This is a genomic window from Polaromonas sp. SP1 (assembly GCF_003711205.1).
Taxonomy (GTDB): Bacteria; Pseudomonadota; Gammaproteobacteria; order Burkholderiales; family Burkholderiaceae_C; genus Polaromonas.
The window spans coordinates 3,170,816-3,189,467 of sequence record NZ_CP031013.1; the positions used below are offsets into that span (position 1 = coordinate 3,170,816).

Consider the following 18,652-nt stretch of genomic DNA (forward strand, 5'->3'; position numbering starts at 1 on the left):
CGGCGTTACAGCGTCCGCACCGGCACGCAGAGCCAGCAGCTGAACGCGCCGGTCTTCGGGTCCACCACGAAGTCTTCGTCGTACAACTCCAGCGCCGGGTTGTTGTCGGGCTGGTAGCCGCTTTGCGGCAGCCACACGGCAAACATGTGCGTCCACGCCTCGTGCACGTCGTTACCGGCCCGGCCGGTAAAGCGCCCGCAGGCATAACGCCCGCCACCAAAGTTTTGCACGCCCATATCGCCTTGCGGCTTGAAGGCCTCGTCCACTTCGATGCAGGCGTCGTAGCGGCATTTGTCGGCGGGCGTGATCTCGGGATTGTCCTGGCTGATGCCGTACATCTTGCGGCGCGGGTGCATGTAGCCCTGCTGGCCGCACCAGGCGGCAAAGCGTTGCCACAGCTGCGCCACGGCTTGCCCGTACGGCCCTGTGTTGCGCATATAGGCCAGGCGCATCGGGGGAATGGTTTTCAGTTCAACGTGCATGGAAAAAGCTCTTTCAGATGAAGGTACCGGCCCGGCGGGCCAGAGGTTTCTATCTTTAAAGAGCGTCGCCGCCACGTCTTGATTTGCCTTGTGATGGGCTTGATGAATCTTGCGGAGTTCCATCTGGTGGCGCGTCGCCCAGTCGCGCCAGCCGCCGCGCCGCCAGGCCGTGGGCGTCATGCCGAAGTGCGCACTGAAGGCGCGGCTGAAAACTTCCGCCGAAGCAAAGCCGGTGTCGAGCGCAACCTGCAGCGCCGTCTGCCGCGTAAAAATCAGGCCCTGCGCGGCCGACTCAAGCCGCAGCCGGCGCACGCAGTCGGCCAGGGTTTCGCCCGTGACGGCCTGAAAGACCCGGTGAAAGTGCCAGGGCGAAAAGTACGCCACATCGGCCAGCGCCTGTAAGTCCAGCGTGCCGGCCAGGTTGGCGCTGATGTGGTCTATCACCCGGTTGATACGGGCGATGTAGGTGGTTTGGGCGTTCTGTTGGGGGTTAGGAGGTGCGATTGGCGGCTGGCTGGAATGCATGCCGGCAAGTCTAGCGCCGCCACCTGCGGTTTTAGCCAGCCTTGCGAATGGTGCCTTGTGCCGCGGCGCATAGCGTGCGCTCTTCACCGCGCAGCACAAAGATATCGCAGCGGCACACGGCCTGCGTCTTGCCGCTGCCCACCACGGTGGCCACGGCCAGCAGGCGCTCGGCGTCTTTGGCCGGGCGCAGGTAGTTGATCTTGAACTCCGCCGTGACCGAATCGCCCAGCACCGAGCCGCCCGCAAAAGTAAGCGCGTTGTCGGCCAGGTAAGACAACACACCGCCGTGTACAAAGCCGTGCTGCTGCAAGAGGCCCGGCACTACCGGCACCGACAGTTCAGCAAGGCCGGGCGCGAAAGCATCGAGCCGCGCGTTCAGCATTGCGCTGAAGGGCTGGCGGCTGAGCGCATCGCGGCCAAAGGCGAAAAGGTCGGCAGGTGTGGGCATGTCAGCGGGCATGTTGACTCCGGGGAATGGGCGGCGCCAAGCGCTTGCCGCCCGAAGCCAGCCAGTGCAGCAAACGCGTTCGCGCCGGCCAGGGGACTGGCTTGGGCGCATTGCCCAGCGATGCCTGCGCCTGCGACAGCGCGTCTTCCACACACGCGTCATGCAGGTGCCGGACGGCGAACGCCCAGGTCAAGAGGGCAGGGCCGCGCGCATCCATCTCGATGCGGTGCTCCAGCACACAATGCGCGGCCGTGGCGTCCAGCACTTCAAAGCCGTGCCAGCCGTCAAAGCCTTTGGGCCCGGTGAACCGGAAGCGGATGGCGTGGCCCGGCGTGTAGGCCTCCACCACATAGCGAATAGGCCCATGCCCGCCGGCAGCGCCAACGCCCAGCGGCCGGTCGAACTTCATGCGCGGCCAGGCGCGGCCGGGCCACAACGCGTCAGCCGGTGAGGCCAGCGTGTCGATGAGCGCGCCCACCCGTTCGGGCCTGGCGTGCAACAGGCGCTGGTGAACGTTCACGACTTTCATGGGGACACTCCTTTAATTCAGTTCAAGCGGCCACGGCCATCCATGCGCCATGCTCCAGCGCGGCCCGCACCTTGGGCGCCACTGCCGGCTGGGGCTGGCTCACCCACCGCTGCGTGAGCGAGAGCGCCGGCGAAAACACCAGCGCCATCCACACATGAAACGGCATGGCCCGCATCTCGCCCGCTTCAACGCGTTGCGCAATCCATGTCGTCAGCGTGCCAAATGCCTCGGCATTCACGGCGTCCCGCTCGGCCTCATTGGGGCCATCGGCGCCGTTAGAGATATCGCCGCTGCGCCGTAGCGCATGCAGCAGCTGGGCACTTTGCGGGTTCTGCAGCACCCACTGGATGTAGGCGCGGATCAAACCCTTCACGCCTTTCTCAGCCGGCACGGCGCGGCCCGTGATGGGCGGCAGCAGGGCGGCATGAAAGCTGCGCAGGATGTGGGCATACAGCGCGTCGGCCAGTTGCGCCTTGGTCGGGAAGTGGTGGTACAGGCTGCCGTTGCTCACGCCCGCCTCCTGGCGCACCATGTCCATCGAGGCGGCGGTGAAGCCGTGGGCCAGAAACACCGTGGCCGCGGCGTCCAGCAGGCGTTCGCGCGTGCTGCCGGCGTTCTGTTTGGCGGGGGAGGGGGTGCTCATGACTAGAGTATTACTCTAGACCAATACTCTGTCAACTTTTCGGCGGCCGCAGCGCGATCGGCGGCCCAGGCCGCAGGAAACCTGCGCGCAAATTGGCGACAATACCCACCAGAAAGCGAGAAACCCATGCCACTGCAATTTGCGGACCGCCTCAACAATGTCGAAACCTCCGCGATTCGCGAACTCTTCAAACTGCTGGGCAAGCCCGGCATCGTCAGCTTTGCCGGCGGCTTTCCGGACCCGGCCATGTTTGATGTCGAAGGCATCAAGGAAGCCAGCAACAAGGCCCTGACAGAAGAGCCCGGCGGCGCACTGCAGTACGGCGCCACCGAAGGCTACGGCCCGCTGCGCGAGCAGCTCAGCGCCTTCATGGCCACCAAGGGCGCCAAAGACGTCGCCCCCGACCAGCTCATCGTCACCACCGGCAGCCAGCAGGCGCTGGATCTGCTCGGCAAGACCATGATCTCGCCCGGCGACAAAGTCATTGTTGAGGGCCCGACCTTCCTCGCCACCATCCAGTGCTTTCGCCTCTACGGCGCAGAACTCATCAGCGCACCGATTGATGCGCACGGCGTCAAGACCGACGAGCTCGAAAAACTCATCGCCCAGCACAAGCCCAAGTTTGTTTATCTGATCCCCACCTTCGGCAACCCCAGCGGCGCACTGCTGAGCCTCGAGCGCCGCAAGCAGGTGCTGGAGATGGCCGTCAAACACAACACCCTGATCGTTGAAGACGACCCCTACGGCGACCTCTACTTCGGCGAAGCGCCACCGCCCTCATTGCTGGCCCTGAGCGCCACCGTACCCGGCAGCCGTGAGCTGCTGGCACATTGCGGATCCCTCAGCAAGGTGCTGAGCCCCGGCCTGCGCGTGGGCTGGATGATCGCCCCCGCCGAGCTGCTGGCCAAAGCCACCATGTGCAAGCAGTTCAGCGACGCGCACACCAGCACCTTCGCCCAGGCCACCGCCGCCCAATACCTCAAAGCCGGCCGCATGCCCGACACACTCAAGCACGTGCGCAAGGTGTATGGCGAACGCGCCCTAGCCATGGGGGCCGCCCTCAAGCGCGAGCTGGGCGACGCGATTGCCTTCACCCAGCCGCAAGGCGGCCTGTTCTTCTGGGCCAGCCTCACCGGCGCCAACGGCAAAAGCAAAGATGCCGGCGACTTCGCCAAAAAGGCGATCGAGCAACTCGTGGCCTTTGTGCCCGGCGCGCCGTTTTATGCGGCCAATCCTGACCTGGCCACGTTGCGCTTGAGCTTTGCCACGGCCGATGTGGCGAAGATTGAAGAGGGCGTGGGGCGGTTGGGGCGCGCAATTTAGCGGGAGTCGAAGGATCTTCAGGGATGTCTTCTCAATTCGCTCTCAAGCTTCTTTACGGGGCGAATGCCGCTTTAGTTGCTCTCGCAGGGGTAATGTGCTTTGGAATTGTTTTTCTAGCAGGTGGGCATCTTCTATTAATGTCCGTCCCGTTAGGAATCGTTTTCTTTACTTGGGCCGCCATCAGCTTCAGCATAAAACTCAAAGCCGACAGTTTGCCGAAGGCTGTGGGAGTTGCTGTGGCCCCTTTGGTATTCGCCCCAGTTTGGTACACCCTGATCTACAAAATAATGGATACAAATTGCTCTGGTTGGAGCTGCTTCTGAGCTTCCTGGCCGCTTCCTCGCTTGACGATACCGGAGAGGGTGATTAGCCGGGAGGCCGCTTCTTGGTGGCTTGGATTGCCAAGGCAATGCTTCTACGATGGCTACGATAAGCTGGCGCGTTCGCAAACCATCAGCAACGCCGCCCCATCCGGCGTCTGCACTTCACCCACCGCACGAAACCCGGCCTTTTCATAACAACGGATCGCACGCGCGTTGCGCGGGTCCGGGTCGGTCTGGATGTGGGTGACTTGCGGGTCAGTGAACAGCTTCGCAACCCAGGCTTTCACCATCGCCGTGCCCAGGCCGCGGCCTAGCTGCGTGGCGTCAGCGATGGACTGGTCGATGCCGCGCACCCCGGGGTCGGTTTCATCCTCCCACCAGCCATCGCCCGAACCCATGGCCACATACGACTGGATGTAGCCGAAAGGCTGGCCGTCCAGCAACGCAATGTGCGGCTGTACCTGAGTAGGGTCCTGGATCCAGGGGCCGTATTCGGCTTCGACCTCCGCCAGGGTGGGCGCCGGCCCCCACCACTGCGTCCAGTGGGGCTGTGCCACCCATTCGTGCAGCATGGGCAGGTCGGTCATTTGCAGGGGCCGAAAGCTGAAGCGTTCAACCAGGCTGGTTTCTACATTCGTGTCATTCATGTTGCGGCAGTCTCCGGTGCGGCTGGCATGGTGTCTCCAAATTCAGGCAAGCTGCGATTTTGCACAGCGGGGCAGGGACGTACAGTATTCCAGTAGGGCGCGCACGGGTTTTACCTGCGCTGCCTACAATCCAAAAGAGCGCCGGCCTGTTGCCTGCGGCACCTTGATTCGGGCCTGTTCACCTTCATGACTTCCGCTGCCGCGCAAAGCGCCACCCATTCCAGCATTTCCCCGGCCACCCGCCGCTCCATCCTTCTTCTTTCCTTCGGCACCTTCTCCAGCATGTGCGCACAGCGCATCTGCGACGCCATGCTGCCCGAGCTGTCACGCGTGTTCGCCGTCAGCATCGCGCAGGCGGCGCAGGTTGTGTCGATATTCGCCATCACCTATGGCGCGTCACAACTCTTTTACGGCCCGCTGGGCGACAGGCTGGGCAAGTTCCGCGTCGTCACCTTTGCCACCTTCGGCTGCAGCGTCGGCAGCGTGCTGGCCGTGTTGTCCCAAAGCCTGGACATGCTGATTTTTGCCCGGCTGTTGATGGCGCTGGGCGCGGCCGCGCTGATCCCGCTGGCCATGGCCTGGGTGGGCGACAACGTGCCCGCTGACGAGTTGCAGGTGATGTTGACGCGCACCGGCCTGGGCAGCACGCTCGGCATTGTGGGCGGGCAACTGTTGGGCGGCTTGTTTACCGACCTGCTGGGCTGGCGCTGGGCCTTTGTCTTTATGACAGTGCTGTTCGCCATCGTGGGCACACTGCTGTGGCGCGACCTGCGCCGCCAGACCGCCGCGCAGCATTGCGAGATGAAATCACTCGTCGCCACGCCCAGCCAACCGGTGCAACGCGCCAACTTCATCAAACAGGCGCTGGAGATCATCACCGGCAAATGGTCACGCGTCGTGCTGCTCATGGCCATGGTGGAGGGCGCAGTCGGCTTCGGCGTTCTGGCCATCTGGGCATCCCACCTGCACCGCTCGCTGGGTTTGTCACTCTCCATCTCTGGCGCCATCGTCGCGCTCTTCGGCCTGGGCGGCATGTTCTACATGGCCGTTGGCCCCCACCTGATCCGCCGCTTCGGCCAACAAGGCCTGGTCATCATCGGCGGCGCCATCGTTGGCGTGAGCGCATTGGTGCTGGCCTACACCCCTCACTGGGGTCCCGCCATTCCCGCCAGCCTATTAGCAGGCTTCGGCTTCTTTGCCTTTCACAACACCATGCAGGCGAATGCCACGCAGATGACGCCGCATGCGCGGGGTACGGCGGTGTCCTTGTTCTCGTCGTTCCTGTTTTTGGGCCAGTCGCTGGGGGTGGTGCTGGCTGCCGGCTTGATTGACCGCATAGGGACTAGTGCGGTGGTGGCGCTCGGTGGGTTGGCGATTGCGGTGGAGGGGGTTTACTTTGCTTGGGCGTTGAGGCAAAGGGATGTCGTTGGTGGCGAAACCCAAAGGTGATATGGCAAAAGGGGACTCGCCCTTTGAGAAGGGTAGCCTTTAGATCTCGATTTAGTTGAAGGCGTGAAGATATTCTTCTCGAACTGTGACGTATCGAATCGGAGAAGAGATGGTCTGAGAGGCGTGATCTCAGATTAGGACGTATTACTGTGCGGATTTTGTGAAATCGCCTAGACTGGAAGCTTGGATTGCCGCGATAAGTTAAAGCGCTCGACCTTGCCTGCGTCTAGCCGCACCATTTAGATCAATAAAAACGAATTTGGGAGATTCTCTTGAAACAAGCACCACAGAGTCGCGGCGCCGAACATTCAGTTTTGACAGATCAAAACAGTCGCTGGCATTTTCAAGGCCTCAGCAATACGGTAATTGTTTTCATTCACGGCCTGTTATCTAGTTCAAACACATGCTGGATGAATGCCAATGGACAGTTCTGGCCAGATTTGGTGATGGGGGATCCTGTATTCCAGAATAGTTCCGTATATCTTGCTGGGTATCACACTAGTGTCGATGCAGGTTTATATGATGCGGCTCAATGCGCTCAGGAGGTTTTTTCTAGTCTGCGATTTGACAACGGCTCTTCCAGAGCCCCGATGGACTATGACCGTATTATTCTTGTGGCACACAGCTTAGGTGGCGTTGTCGCTCGACGAATGCTAGAGGAGAATGCCGCAGCTTTTTCGGCCAAAGCCGTTGGTTTAATTCTTATGGCGTCACCAACATTAGGATCGGCATATGCTGCCGCCCTCACGCCTCTCGCCAAGCTTTACAAAAATCGAACTGGCTTGGAGCTAATCCCCGAGGACAGAATATTAGAAGATCTTGATCATCGCTTTAGACGGTTGCTAGATGAGAAAAAGATTCCTCGATTAGTCGGTGCAGAGGCCTCTGAGCATCACGGCCCCCTAAAGTGGAAATATCTTCCTTGGCGAAGTAGACAAATCGTAGAAGTTTCGTCGTCTTCTCGTTATTTTGGTAGCCCTCGGATTATTGCTAATACTGATCATTTCACTATTGTCAAACCTGAGAGTCGCAATCATCTCAGTCATAAATTTATATCGAACTTTTACATAGAAAAATTTTCGGGTAATTCTGTTCAACCATCTTTAGCACCTATCGAGTATGTTCTAACGGAGAGCTTGCAGGCGAGGGTTCTTTTTGACGTCTACCACTCTCAATGTAGGGAGTATTGTCTTCGACGTACTGCGGATAGAACGTTCTCTGAACTGTTGGCGATTGCCAGTGTTTGGATATGCGGAGAGTCTGGTGTCGGAAAGAGCACTATCGTCAAACGATATCTAGATATGCAGGCATTTCGTCCCGTTGAATTAACACTGGGTCACGTGGCCGGAGAGTTGAGCGACGATCGCTTGTTGGCAGAGTTAATTCAAACCATTAATACGATTGAGCAGGGCCGCAAAAGGAGTACAACTTTTGCAGAGGCAGTTGATGCTCTGACAGAGGTTCGGAAGAAATCCGAAGTTGTATTGTTCATCGACGAAGTTCCTCTATCGGAACTGTCAACTGCATCCGCAGCCAGGCTGTTGAAATTCTTCTCGGGCCTGATAGATGCAGTGAAAAAAAAGGCCGGCCCCGGAGCCCAATTTGTTATTTGTTCAATAGATGAACCGGAAATTAAAGCGGGAGGCGAAAAATTGGTTGAGCAGATGCATCTACTCAAGCTTTCTAGTTGGTCTAGTGACGAGCTTCTAGATTTGGCAAGAGCTATTGAATCAGCTATACCCACGCTTCAAACTCAAGGCCTATTGAACTCAGCCCTCATTGGGGCTGCAAGCGGTTCACCGCGATTTCTTAAAAGCTTCTACAAGCGACGGTTGAGTGTTGGTCAGAACGAAACTGAAGCAATGAGTCTCGAAATAACAGCTGGTGATTTTGAAAAAAATAAGGTTCACTCATGAGCAAGCTTCGCAGTCACACCATTGTTCCAGGAAACTTATATGTTCGACGAAAGGCCGATGAGCAGGTTGCTCAGATCATCGAAGATATGGGAAGGCCTGGATATGTTCTGGTTGCACGGCAAATGGGGAAGACCAACTTATTACTAAACGCCAAACGTGAAGCCAGTGAAACCGATCTGTTTGCTTACCTTGATGTGTCAAATGTTTTTCCTGACTTGAGAGGATTTTTCCGAAATATCGTTGACGTAGCCACTGAGGCTCTAAAAGAGCAGGGCGTGTTTCTCGCGGAGGCAATAAATCGGGATCGCGGTAGCGAAGAGTTGTTGTCGCATAAGGAACATGAGCGCGAACTAAGGCGGATCTTGCAGGTTGTTACGGGAAAACTCATTATTTGCTTAGATGAGATTGACGCTCTCACTAAGACACCCTATTCGGATCAAATATTTTCATTTATTCGTAGCATCTATTTCTCAGGACGATCAAATATTCCTGAGTTTTCTCGTCTTACATATATTCTTTCCGGTGTTGCTGAGCCCACCGAATTAATTCGAAACAAGGCAATTTCCCCATTCAATATTGGTGAAAAAATCTACCTTGATGATTTCACTTTCGATGAATTTGATCGCTTTCTGAAACTCACGGAAATCGAGTTTAGCGAAGAGGTTTGTGATCGAATTTTTTACTGGACGAGTGGCCATCCTCGAATGACGTGGGATGTTGTTTCTGCTGTCGAGAAACGCTCCCCCCCGTTCACTGGTGAGGTAGTTGACTCGGCTGTGCAAGAGCTTTATTTCTCAGCTGTTGATTTGCCGCCAATTGACCATATTAAAAGCATCGTAGAAAACAGTCGGGAAATCCGCGATGCCGTTGTGGCGATTCACTATGGAAAGGCTGGAAGCCTGACTGAGAGTTTGAGGACAAAGCTCTACTTGGCTGGAATTAGTCGATTTGACGTGCAGACTAGACAGGTATTTTTTAAGAACAAGGTCCTCGAGACGTCTTTGTCCGAAGAATTCCTACGAAGCGTCGGTGAACGGCAAACCTCATTTGAGGTAGGCCTAAAGTATTTTGGCAACGCCATTTTTGATGAATCTCTGAGCGCGTTCGCCGAGTTCATAACTAATCAACCGTCTGATCCACGGATTCCGTTGGCGCAATATTGGGCAGGTGTTTCATGTTATCGCCTAGGACGCTATAAAGAGGCCATTGCCTTCTTTGGAGTGGGCAACGCGAGCCTCCCCGTTAAAAGCATTGTTGCTCGATACTTCTTTTTGGGAATGTGCCATTTAGCGGTTCAGGAATACGTCATGGCCGTCGAATTTTTGCAACAAGCGGTAGCTGGCCGTCAAGTGTCCGATTTTCCTCAAACTTACTATGAAGCGAAGATCGCCTTGTCTGGGGCTCTTCTTCATCTTAAGTCTGCTCAGAATGAGAAAACATTCTTAGACGCAATTGCTCTTAGTCGAAGTGTTCTTGAAGAAGAAGGGGACATGAGATCCCTCTTTGATGATGAAAGTGCGGTCAAGTCACTTTTATTGCGCGCCCATCTAAACATCGCGAGAGCAGCGGGTCAAACGAGCACCAAAGAACAAGCCATGGCTTCTATTGAAGAAGCCCGACAGTATGCGGATGGTGCCGCGAGGTTGACCCTATTATTGTTTGAGCACGATCTCTCTGGAAGCTACTCTGAGAGTGCCTCAATATTGGATAGAGCTGTCCAGGAAGTATTTGGTGTTCGGACCTTTGATGCTGACACTGTTGGTGGCGGTACCTCCACGATGGGGGATGTGGTGCAACTCCTGGGGAAACTACAAAAAGCGGGGAAATTAGATCAACTTGCGCAAGTAATTGATCATGTGGCTGATCACCTAACGGCCACGGTGAACATATACGACTTCGTGAGCGACCTAGTTGTTGATCTGTTTAACGCAGGTAAGCATCAACTTGCGCGAAGAATAGTTGATAGATCTTTGAAGACTCAGGCCACCCCACATTCGCTTGAGGATAGGCGAGGGATGCTGACTCTTGCGATCATCATTAACGAAGCCGATGCCGATAGATATGGTGAGGCTTATCTTGCGACTTTTGAGTCCGGGGAGGCGGTCGCTGATGTTGATCTGCGCTTTTTAGCTGCGATTACCGCCGCTGCCCTAAATAGATCTAATGGGACTCTCGCAAAGCGTGCTCGTGATGTGGCCCTTAAAGTCGAAACTTATCAGAGCCTCACCGAGAACGGTTCTCAATCCATTCACGGTTCCGAACTGGTGAAGGAGTATTTGGATCTGCTGGTGAAGCTTCGAACGAGCCCCGATCCCGGCGTCGCAGCTCAAGCATCGGTATTCTTACGGCGCTTAGCTTCACTTAAAAGTTTTAGCCTTACCTATTTTCCGGAGAATTTCCATCGAACGATGCAAGTAGAGCTATTGCGTCGTATGCGCGGAAACGTGAGAACGGTGCCCTTCAAGCGAGATAAAAAGAAGTACGGTCGAAATGATCTAGTCGTTGTGGACTATGACGGTGTGCTGAAGAAAGGCAAATATAAACTGTTCTCCAACGACATCGACCGCGGACTATGCAAGCTGGTCGACGTGCCTGAGATTTCCACCCCACGCAAGACTTAACTCATCTTGCTGCTTTTTACCCATCCTCACTTGAAAGCTTCTCCACTCTGAACGGAGGTCTCGTGGAAGTTCCACAGATCTTCGCTCTTCAGCTGAATTACCCTCACCCCGTCCTAATCACGGTCACAAACTCCGTCCCACTCTCCGGCAACCAAACCTCCCCAGCCCGTCCCAGTATCTGCCGCACACTGACAGCAACACGCGGCAGCGGGATCACATCAAAATTCTCACGCGCCGGATCAAAGCGCAGCATGGCGTTGTTGCTCCACTCTGAGGCCCAGACGATGTCTTTGTTGTCTACGTAGACGACATACATGTGGGTTTCGTTGCCTGGGGCCTTCCAGGTTTTCCAGCTGTTGGTGCCTGCGCCTAGGGAGCTTTTTCCAAAGAAGGCTCACCAAAGTCCTTCGATGACAAACCCGCATCGCCATCAAACGCTCTTGAGACAGCGGCCGCATAAGCAGGTGCCCAGTCTTTCAAAGCCTCATAGATTTTTTTACGTTCGGTGCCAAGCGAGACTGAGCTTGGATTCCAGTCGTTGAATGTGCGTTCTGGTCTCTTGCTCCTTGCTGTTCCATAAGGTTCGGGGTTGAACGCAATGCGCATGGCGAGAAAGTCATAGTTTGTGTATTTGGTGACGGTGACGAATGGCATGTCTGGCGAATACTTGATGCCTTGCGCAACGATGTTCCGCGCCCACGTTTGGTAGTCTTCCCCTCGGGCGCCATCTACTACGCCACTGAGATAGCCCACGCGAATGCAAAACTGGTCGTTGAAGCCTCGTTTGCGATCATCGATCCAGTAGGCGTCCCCCTTTGTTTTGCAGGGCTCATCAATCCAGTTCAGGTTTCGCGAGTATTTGGTTGCTGAGATCAGTAGAAGCCTGTCCAGGCGGCCATCAACGATCTCGTCAAAAGATGCGTCGAGCATGGTTGCTCCTCCACCCGACGTGCTGGAATCTCGCTCTTTGTAAGTCGTCAATCTCCACGTGCCTGCGGGCAGCGTGATGATGCGGCGTCCGTACTTGACGGCACCTGAAACACTGTCCCCCACACGAAGTGACTCGGCCGGTACAACCTGTTCTTGCGAGTGAGCTGCCCGCAGCGCAACCAATAAAAAGAAAGCCAGGATTAACTTGCCGGGGGCAAGCAGCTTTATGGTGGAAATGAATGACATGTAGCTCCCTCGATATGCCGTGTTTTTGCAAACAGTCTATCGAGTATGGTGCGAGTCAATCGTTATGTCATCCCGCAGTTGACGGGGCTCGAAACGCAGGCAGGCCGATCAGCCCTGCAAATACCGCGGCAACAACCGCGCAGCGCGCTGCAAAAACTCGAACTCCTCATCCGTCAACGGCTGTTCCCCAAAGTCAAAGTGGCACAGGGTGCCAAACATCTTGTCGGGGGCCGACATTAACGGCAGGCCGACGTAGCTTTCGAGAACGCTTTGGTAGGGGTGGCCGTTGAGCACTTCCATGCCGGTGGTCCGGCTGGTGCGGAAGAAGCCGTCGCGCAGCACAAACTGGCAAAAGCTGTCGCCCATCGGAACGGACTGCAACCCACTGCGGTCGAAGTCGTCGTCGACTTTGTCGATCAGCTCTACGTTGTGCAAGACCATGTCCTCCAGCCGGTAGATGGCGGTGAAGCGGTGGTCTACCCGTTGATTGAGGAATTTGAGCCCAGCTTCCAGGCCTCCGCGCTTGAGGTGTTCCGAGAGCTGGTCGTAGTCGTGCATGGGGTGACTTTAGCCTAGTGGGCGGTTTGCTGCTCTTTCAAGGCTACTTGGGGTGGTGGACGATCCACGCGGGCTTGTTCGGGCTCAGCGCTTCGACCCGATCCGAATTGGTGGTGCTGTGGCTTCCCTTGAGGTGCATTTCCACATCGGCGGCTTTGTCGCCCACGGCCGCAATCGCTTCGCGCAGTTGCTCGCGCGTGGCGCTGAGCTTCTGGGTCCAGGTGTCGGTCGATGCCTTGTCGTTGAGGTTGATGCGTTCAGGCTGTACACCGGCTGGCGGGTGGGCGTGGGTCATGTAGTTCCAGGGAGAAGGGGGGTAAAGAACAACTTTGGCCCCCGGCCTGCGGCGCCGCTGTAGTCCATCGCGCCCTTGGGGGCGGGGCGCTTGAGACCTTTCTCCGCTGGATGGCCCCTCGGCGGATGGGGCTACTTGCCGGCTTGCGCCACCGGCACGGGCCGTCGTCACGCTCACGGCCTGAAATTCCGGTGTTGCCGTGTCACCGGCCCTCAAATCCCCTGGCCCCCGGACACCTCAATCCGCTGTGCGTTCACCCAGCGGTTATCTTCGGTCAGCAGGCTCGCAATCATGGGCCCGATGTCGTCGGGCAAGCCGGCGCGGCCCAGGGGGGTCATCTCTGCAAAGATTTTGTTGATGTCGGGGTTGTCGCGCACGGCGCCGCCGCCGAAGTCGGTTTCGATGGCGCCTGGGGCGACGGTGTTGACAGCGATGCCGCGAGCGCCCAGCTCTTTGGCCATGTAAACGGTGAGTATTTCGACCGCGCCCTTGACGGCCGCATAGGCTGCGTAGCCGGGATAGGACACGCGCGTGAGGCCTGACGAGAGGTTCACAATGCGGCCGCCGTCTGCGATCAGTGGCAGCAGGGCCTGCGTCAGGAAGTAGACGCCTTTGAAGTGCACATTGACGAGGCCGTCGAACTGCGCCTCGGTCGTCTGGCCGATCAACGCGTAATCGCCGTGGCCGGCATTGTTGACCAGGTGGTCGATGGTGTCGCGGTGCCAGGTGCCACGCAATGCGGTGCGCAGGCTTTCGGCGAAAGGGGCAAAGGCGGCTGCGTTGCCGGTGTCGAGCTGGAAGGCGATTGCTTTGCGGCCCATGGCGGTGATCTCGGCGACGACGGCCTGGGCGTCTTCGGCGCGGCTCTGGTAGGTGATCACGACATCGCCGCCGCGGCGGGCGATGCTCAGAGCGGTGTTGCGGCCGAGGCCGCGGCTGGCGCCGGTGATCAAGGTGATTTTTGTCATGTCTGAACTCCTGTGTTTTGACCTGTTCAGTGTCTTGCGCGGGGGGGCAGCCCGTGTTGCCGGAAGCTCGGCGTTTCTTGCCTGATCCTCCAAATGGCGTGCGAAACGGCACGTGACCGGTTAGGCTTGCGCCATGAACACACTTCGTGAGGTGGTGGGCCGCTATGCGCAGGCCCACGCCAATGCCGCCGGCCTGGCGCAGACCCCGATTCCTGGCCTTAGCGTCGTGCGCGCCCCCGCGCCCAGCGGGCTGACGTACGCGATTTCGCAGCCGATGGTTTGCCTGGTGCTGCAGGGCGCCAAGCAGGTGACGATGGGTACGCGGCCCTTCCCGTTCACCGCGGGTGAGTCCCTGCTGATCACGGCGGATGTGCCGACTGTCAGCCAGATTACGCGCGCGAGTTTTACCGAGCCTTATCTGTCGCTGGTGCTGGAGCTTGACCTGGGGGTGATCGCCGGGCTGGTGGTGCAGATGAAGGATGAGCACGCGGCCGACCCTGCACCGGTGCGCGTCGGCCCCACCGAGCTTGAAGTCGCTGACGTGGCGCTGCGGCTGATGCGCCTGCTGGAGCGGCCGGCGGCGGTGCCGGTGCTGCAGGCGCAGTTGGTGCGCGAGATGCACTACTGGCTGCTGGCGGGCCGGCTGGGTGCGGCGATACGGCGGCTGGGCTGGCCCGACGGGCATGCGCAACGGGTGGCGCGCGCGGTGGCGGTGCTTCGGGCCGAGTTTGCACAGCCACTGCCTGTCGAACGGCTGGCGGCGGTGGCGGGCATGAGCCCCTCGTCATTTCACCAGCACTTTCGCAATGTCACTTCGCTCTCGCCGCTGCAGTTTCAGAAACAGCTGCGCTTGATTGAAGCGAGGCGGTTGATGCTGTCTGAAGATGCGAGCGCCAGCAGCGCCGCCTTTGCGGTGGGTTACGAAAGCGTGCCCCAGTTCACGCGCGAATATGGGCGGATGTTCGGCTTGCCCCCGGTGCGCGAAACGGGTGTGACCCGGAGCCGGGCGCGGTCACCCGCATAAGCTTGCCCGGTTTGCGCCCCGCTTACTTGCCGGCCTGCGCCACCAGCACGGGCTTTTCACGCCACACCTCGGGCATGGTGGTCTTCAGGTTCTCGATCTTGGGCAGGTCAAACCTGGCGATGTAGGGCTGGTTGGGGTTGAGCGTGGCGTAGTCCTGGTGGTAGGCCTCTGCGGGGTAAAAGGCGGCCAGCGGCGCGACTTGTGTGACGATCTTGCGCGGGAAGGCTTTGGCGGCGTCCAGTTGGGCGATGTAGGCCTCGGTGACTTTCTTTTGGTCTGCCCCTTGGTAGAACACGGCCGAGCGGTATTGCGTGCCGGTGTCGGGACCCTGGCGGTTGAGCGTGGTGGGGTCGTGGGCGACGGAGAAGTAGATCTGCAGCAGCTTGCCGTAGCTGATCTGCTTGGGGTCGTAGGTGATCTGCACGGCTTCGGCGTGGCCGGTGCGGCCTGAGCCAATCTGGTTGTAGGTGGCGGTGGAGGCGTCGCCGCCGGAGTAGCCAGACACGGCGTTGAGCACGCCCTTTGTGTGCTGGAAGACGGCCTGCACGCCCCAGAAGCAGCCGCCGGCGAAGACGGCGGTGGCGGTGCCTGCTTGCGCGGCGGCCGGTGTGTCCAGGGCCGGCAGGGGCAGCTTGACGGCTTTTTCTTCAGCGGCACTGATGGCCATGCCGCCACCCAGGAAAGTCCAGGTGGCGAGGGCGATGGCGCCCAGGGAGAGAAGGTATTTGTTCATGGGTTTGTCCTGGCTTGTTTGGGCTTTGAGGGCGGGTGTGGCTGTTGGTCGGCTTCAGGGGCGGTTTCTTACGCGGGCCTGTGCGGCTTTGGGATGGAAGGTAGATAGAAGGGCAGGCCGTTCGGTTCCCCTTGCCCGCGCCAAAACCACGGGCCGGGATAGGGAATAACGGGGCAAGACAGGCTGTACGCGCTTCAACCAGTCCGCCTATTTGCTATCAAAACTGTAGCTACAAGCCAAGGTGGTGATTGGGCTGGAGGCCGATTTGGTGAATAAACCCCGCCGCCGGCCCATAACGGCCATTTTTCGCTCCAATCAGGCCATTTTTCGCCGCGCCGCCGTCCTACAGGGTGGTTTACAGCCGGCCTTTAGACTTGCGGGCAACGATGAATCAGTTCCCGACTCCATGAACAAGCTCCAGACTCTCCTGACCCAAGCCCGCGAATTTGCGGCGACCATACCCGGCCGCCTGCGCCACCCGACCCGGCGCGGCGTTTTGCTGGGGCTGGCGGCCATCCCGGCGCTGATGGTGTTGTATGTGCTGCTGCTGATTCCTTTCACGCCCAGCATTTCAGACCTGCAAAAAGCCAAGACGGCCAAGCCTTCTGTCGTGATGTCGTCTGACGGGCAGGAGCTGGCGTCTTTCAAGCGGGCCAACCGCGAATGGGTCAAGCTCGAAGACATCTCGCCCAATGTGATCGCCGCGCTCATCGCGACCGAAGACCACCGCTTTTACGACCACCACGGCATGGACATCAAGCGCACCGTGTCGTCGGTGTTTAAAACAGTCACGGGCAAAAAGCAGGGCGGCTCCACCATCACGCAGCAGCTGGCGCGCAACCTCTACCCTGAAGACATCGGCCGTGCGGCCACGCTCACACGCAAGCTCAAAGAGGCCATCACGGCCTTCAAGATCGAGGCGGTCTATACCAAGGACGAAATCCTGGAAAGCTACCTCAACACCGTGCCTTTTTTGTACAACGCCTACGGCATCGAGATGGCGGCGCGCACCTACTTCGACAAATCGGCTGAAGAGCTGGACGTGCTGCAAAGCGCCACGCTGGTAGGCATGCTCAAGGGCGCCAGCTACTACAACCCCGTGACCAGCCCCGACCGCGCGCTGCAGCGCCGCAACATCGTGCTGGCGCAAATGGTCAAACACGAGAAGCTGCCGCAAGACAAGTTTGCGGTGCTGAAAAAGCAGCCGCTCAAGATCGACTTTGAGCGGCAAGAGGCCGAGCTGGGCGCGGCCCCGCACCTGTCGCAGCAGCTGCGCCGCTGGCTGATCGAATGGGCCGACCGCAACGACTACAACATTTATGCCGACGGCCTGGTGGTGCGCACCACGGTGGATTCGCGCCTGCAGGCCATGGCCAATGCGGCCGTCACGCGCCAGGGCGACAGGCTGCAAAAGATCGCCACCTCGGCGTGGGGCGGGCGCAATGTCTGGCAAGCCAAGTCGGGCTCGAATAAAGAACTGGTGCAGACCTGGGTGCGCGACACCGCGGAATACCGGGCCGCGCGCACGGCGGGTAAAACGGACGAAGAGGTGCTCAAGGCCTTGCAGGCCGACAGCGGCTTTATGGACACGCTGCGCGACGAGAAGACGCGCATACAAGCCGGCTTCCTGGCGCTGAACCCATCTAACGGCCATGTCCTGGCGTGGGTGGGCAGCCGTAATTTTGCGGACGACCAGTTTGACCACGTGGCGCAGGCGCGCCGCCAGCCGGGCTCGACCTTCAAACCCTTTGTGTATGCCGCTGCATTTGAAGCCGGCGCCAAACCGTATGAAGGTTTTATGGACGGCCCGGTAGAGATTCCTTTGGGCAACGGCGCCTTCTGGCGGCCCACCGACGGCGGCGGCCCCAGCAACGAGATGATGACGCTGCGCCAGGGTTTGATGTATTCCAAGAACACCATCACCGCGCAGGTGATGCAGGTGGTCGGCCCGGCACATGTGGCCAAACTGGCCAAGTCCATGGGCGTGCGGCAAAGCAAACTGGAGGAAGTGCCTTCACTTGCGCTGGGCACCAGCCCGGTCACGCTGAAAGAAATGGTCTCGGCCTACGGCACGATTGCCAATGACGGCCGCTATATCGAGCCCATCCTCATTACCCGGGTGGAAGACCGCAACGGCAAGGTGCTTGAAGAGTTCCAGCCCAAGCTGGCCGAAACCGCCATGACCGCCTCGGTGGCCGAGACGCTGCTGGACGTGATGCGCGGCGTGATCGACCAGGGCACGGGCGCCGGTATTCGCAGCCGCTTCGGCATACGCGCCGACGTGGCGGGCAAGACCGGCACCACACAAGACAACACCGACGGCTGGTTCATCCTGATGCACCCGCAACTGGTGGCGGGGGCGTGGGCGGGCTTTAACGACAACCGGGTCACCATGGGCAACTCCTGGGGGCCGGGCGCGCAAAGTGCGTTGCCCATGGTGGGTGAGTTTTTCCAGCAGGCCATCAAGGCCAAGGTGATTGACCCGCAGGTGCGCTTTCCGGTGCCCGAGGGCTCCAGCGTGATTGACCCGACCATCGCGCAGGGTGCGCCTGCCGAGGCGCAGCCGCCGGTTGAACCGCCGGCCGAAAACCCGGCCGCCGTGGCGAACTCCGGCGGGATTGGGCCCGCATGGGGCAATTCAGTGCCCGCCAACCCGGAGCCGCGCGTGTGGCAGCCTGCGCCGGTGATCAAGTACGTGACGATCAATGTGCCGGGGAATGCGCCCGTGAATCCGCCTGTGAATGCACCTGCCGCCGACAGTGCGCCGTCAATGCCGGTTGTGCAGGGGGCCGTGGCGGGGGCGGGGCAGGGCGGTGGTCAGGGCCAGGGCTCACCCATCAGCCAGCCCGGCATGGTCCTTTCCCCAGTTGAAACGCGCAGGCCGCAGCGCGTGGATGTTTCGCCTGATACGCCGCAGGAAAACTTTCCGGTGTTCCCGGGTGTGGTGGTGGGCGCGCCGATTGCGCCGCGCTGACGATGGCGATTCTTACTT

The 18,652-nt window shown here is 59.0% G+C and carries 18 protein-coding genes; 7 read left to right on the forward strand and 11 right to left on the reverse strand.

All coding sequences use genetic code 11. The features are described 5' to 3' along the window. Positions 1-5: 5 nt before the first annotated feature. Genes DT070_RS15090 through DT070_RS15105 form a run of 4 tightly spaced genes read right to left on the reverse strand, consistent with a single transcriptional unit; the run spans position 6 to position 2,627 of the window. Positions 6-1,007 carry a GyrI-like domain-containing protein gene (locus tag DT070_RS15090; RefSeq protein ID WP_122956143.1) on the reverse strand — a complete coding sequence of 334 codons (1,002 nt, stop codon included), beginning with the start codon at positions 1,005-1,007 and terminating at the stop codon, positions 6-8. Between the two features lie 31 nt (positions 1,008-1,038). Beyond that, positions 1,039-1,467 carry a PaaI family thioesterase gene (locus DT070_RS15095; RefSeq protein WP_228778487.1) on the reverse strand — a complete coding sequence of 143 codons (429 nt, stop codon included), beginning with the start codon at positions 1,465-1,467 and terminating at the stop codon, positions 1,039-1,041. Then, the gene (locus DT070_RS15100) at positions 1,457-1,984 is read right to left on the reverse strand and encodes an SRPBCC family protein (protein ID WP_122956144.1); all 528 of its coding nucleotides are present in this window, start codon (positions 1,982-1,984) and stop codon (positions 1,457-1,459) included. Before DT070_RS15100 ends, DT070_RS15095 begins: the two co-directional genes overlap by 11 nt. Positions 1,985-2,006: 22 nt before the next feature. Continuing rightward, positions 2,007-2,627, reverse strand: coding sequence for a TetR/AcrR family transcriptional regulator (locus tag DT070_RS15105; protein ID WP_122956145.1), 621 nt, complete (start codon positions 2,625-2,627; stop codon positions 2,007-2,009). 132 nt (positions 2,628-2,759) lie between these two features. Here DT070_RS15105 and DT070_RS15110 point away from each other — a divergent pair, with 132 nt between their 5' ends. Continuing rightward, positions 2,760-3,950 (forward strand): PLP-dependent aminotransferase family protein, encoded by a 1,191-nt coding sequence (locus DT070_RS15110; RefSeq protein WP_122957427.1) that lies wholly within the window; start codon positions 2,760-2,762, stop codon positions 3,948-3,950. Positions 3,951-3,973: 23 nt separating this feature from the next. Beyond that, a complete protein-coding gene (locus DT070_RS21385) occupies positions 3,974-4,273 on the forward strand; it encodes a hypothetical protein (protein WP_153976356.1) in 300 nt (99 codons plus the stop codon). A gap of 101 nt (positions 4,274-4,374) precedes the next feature. Here DT070_RS21385 and DT070_RS15115 read toward each other — a convergent pair whose 3' ends face one another. Next, on the reverse strand, positions 4,375-4,920 hold the full coding sequence (locus DT070_RS15115; RefSeq protein ID WP_122956146.1) for a GNAT family N-acetyltransferase: 546 nt from the start codon (positions 4,918-4,920) through the stop codon (positions 4,375-4,377). A 186-nt stretch (positions 4,921-5,106) separates the two neighbouring features. Between DT070_RS15115 and DT070_RS15120 the strand changes: the two genes are divergently transcribed. From DT070_RS15120 to DT070_RS15130, 3 genes are all read left to right on the forward strand, one after another. After that, positions 5,107-6,369 carry an MFS transporter gene (locus DT070_RS15120; protein WP_122956147.1) on the forward strand — a complete coding sequence of 421 codons (1,263 nt, stop codon included), beginning with the start codon at positions 5,107-5,109 and terminating at the stop codon, positions 6,367-6,369. Between the two features lie 272 nt (positions 6,370-6,641). Beyond that, positions 6,642-8,285 carry an alpha/beta fold hydrolase gene (locus DT070_RS15125; protein WP_164483765.1) on the forward strand — a complete coding sequence of 548 codons (1,644 nt, stop codon included), beginning with the start codon at positions 6,642-6,644 and terminating at the stop codon, positions 8,283-8,285. Beyond that, on the forward strand, positions 8,282-10,906 hold the full coding sequence (locus DT070_RS15130) for an AAA-like domain-containing protein (RefSeq protein WP_122956149.1): 2,625 nt from the start codon (positions 8,282-8,284) through the stop codon (positions 10,904-10,906). Before DT070_RS15125 ends, DT070_RS15130 begins: the two co-directional genes overlap by 4 nt. A gap of 103 nt (positions 10,907-11,009) precedes the next feature. Here DT070_RS15130 and DT070_RS15135 read toward each other — a convergent pair whose 3' ends face one another. The 5 genes from DT070_RS15135 to DT070_RS15155 form a co-directional block, all read right to left on the reverse strand. Then, a complete protein-coding gene (locus tag DT070_RS15135) occupies positions 11,010-11,222 on the reverse strand; it encodes a hypothetical protein (RefSeq protein WP_228778486.1) in 213 nt (70 codons plus the stop codon). Positions 11,223-11,275: 53 nt separating this feature from the next. Continuing rightward, complete coding sequence (locus DT070_RS15140; RefSeq protein WP_122956150.1) at positions 11,276-12,082, reverse strand: hypothetical protein; 807 nt, start codon at positions 12,080-12,082, stop codon at positions 11,276-11,278. A 108-nt stretch (positions 12,083-12,190) separates the two neighbouring features. Continuing rightward, the gene (locus DT070_RS15145; protein ID WP_122956151.1) at positions 12,191-12,640 is read right to left on the reverse strand and encodes a GAF domain-containing protein; all 450 of its coding nucleotides are present in this window, start codon (positions 12,638-12,640) and stop codon (positions 12,191-12,193) included. 43 nt (positions 12,641-12,683) lie between these two features. Then, positions 12,684-12,935, reverse strand: a complete 252-nt coding sequence (locus DT070_RS15150) for a DUF3606 domain-containing protein (RefSeq protein ID WP_122956152.1) — start codon at positions 12,933-12,935, stop codon at positions 12,684-12,686. A 212-nt stretch (positions 12,936-13,147) separates the two neighbouring features. Further along, the gene (locus DT070_RS15155) at positions 13,148-13,903 is read right to left on the reverse strand and encodes an SDR family NAD(P)-dependent oxidoreductase (protein ID WP_122956153.1); all 756 of its coding nucleotides are present in this window, start codon (positions 13,901-13,903) and stop codon (positions 13,148-13,150) included. Positions 13,904-14,036: 133 nt separating this feature from the next. Here DT070_RS15155 and DT070_RS15160 point away from each other — a divergent pair, with 133 nt between their 5' ends. Further along, positions 14,037-14,927: an AraC family transcriptional regulator gene (locus DT070_RS15160; RefSeq protein WP_122956154.1), complete on the forward strand. Its 891-nt coding sequence runs from the start codon at positions 14,037-14,039 to the stop codon at positions 14,925-14,927. Positions 14,928-14,949: 22 nt separating this feature from the next. Here DT070_RS15160 and msrA read toward each other — a convergent pair whose 3' ends face one another. Then, positions 14,950-15,660, reverse strand: coding sequence for a peptide-methionine (S)-S-oxide reductase MsrA (gene msrA, locus DT070_RS15165; RefSeq protein WP_122956155.1), 711 nt, complete (start codon positions 15,658-15,660; stop codon positions 14,950-14,952). Between the two features lie 406 nt (positions 15,661-16,066). Here msrA and DT070_RS15170 point away from each other — a divergent pair, with 406 nt between their 5' ends. Then, complete coding sequence (locus DT070_RS15170) at positions 16,067-18,634, forward strand: transglycosylase domain-containing protein (RefSeq protein ID WP_122956156.1); 2,568 nt, start codon at positions 16,067-16,069, stop codon at positions 18,632-18,634. Positions 18,635-18,652 lie beyond the last annotated feature (18 nt).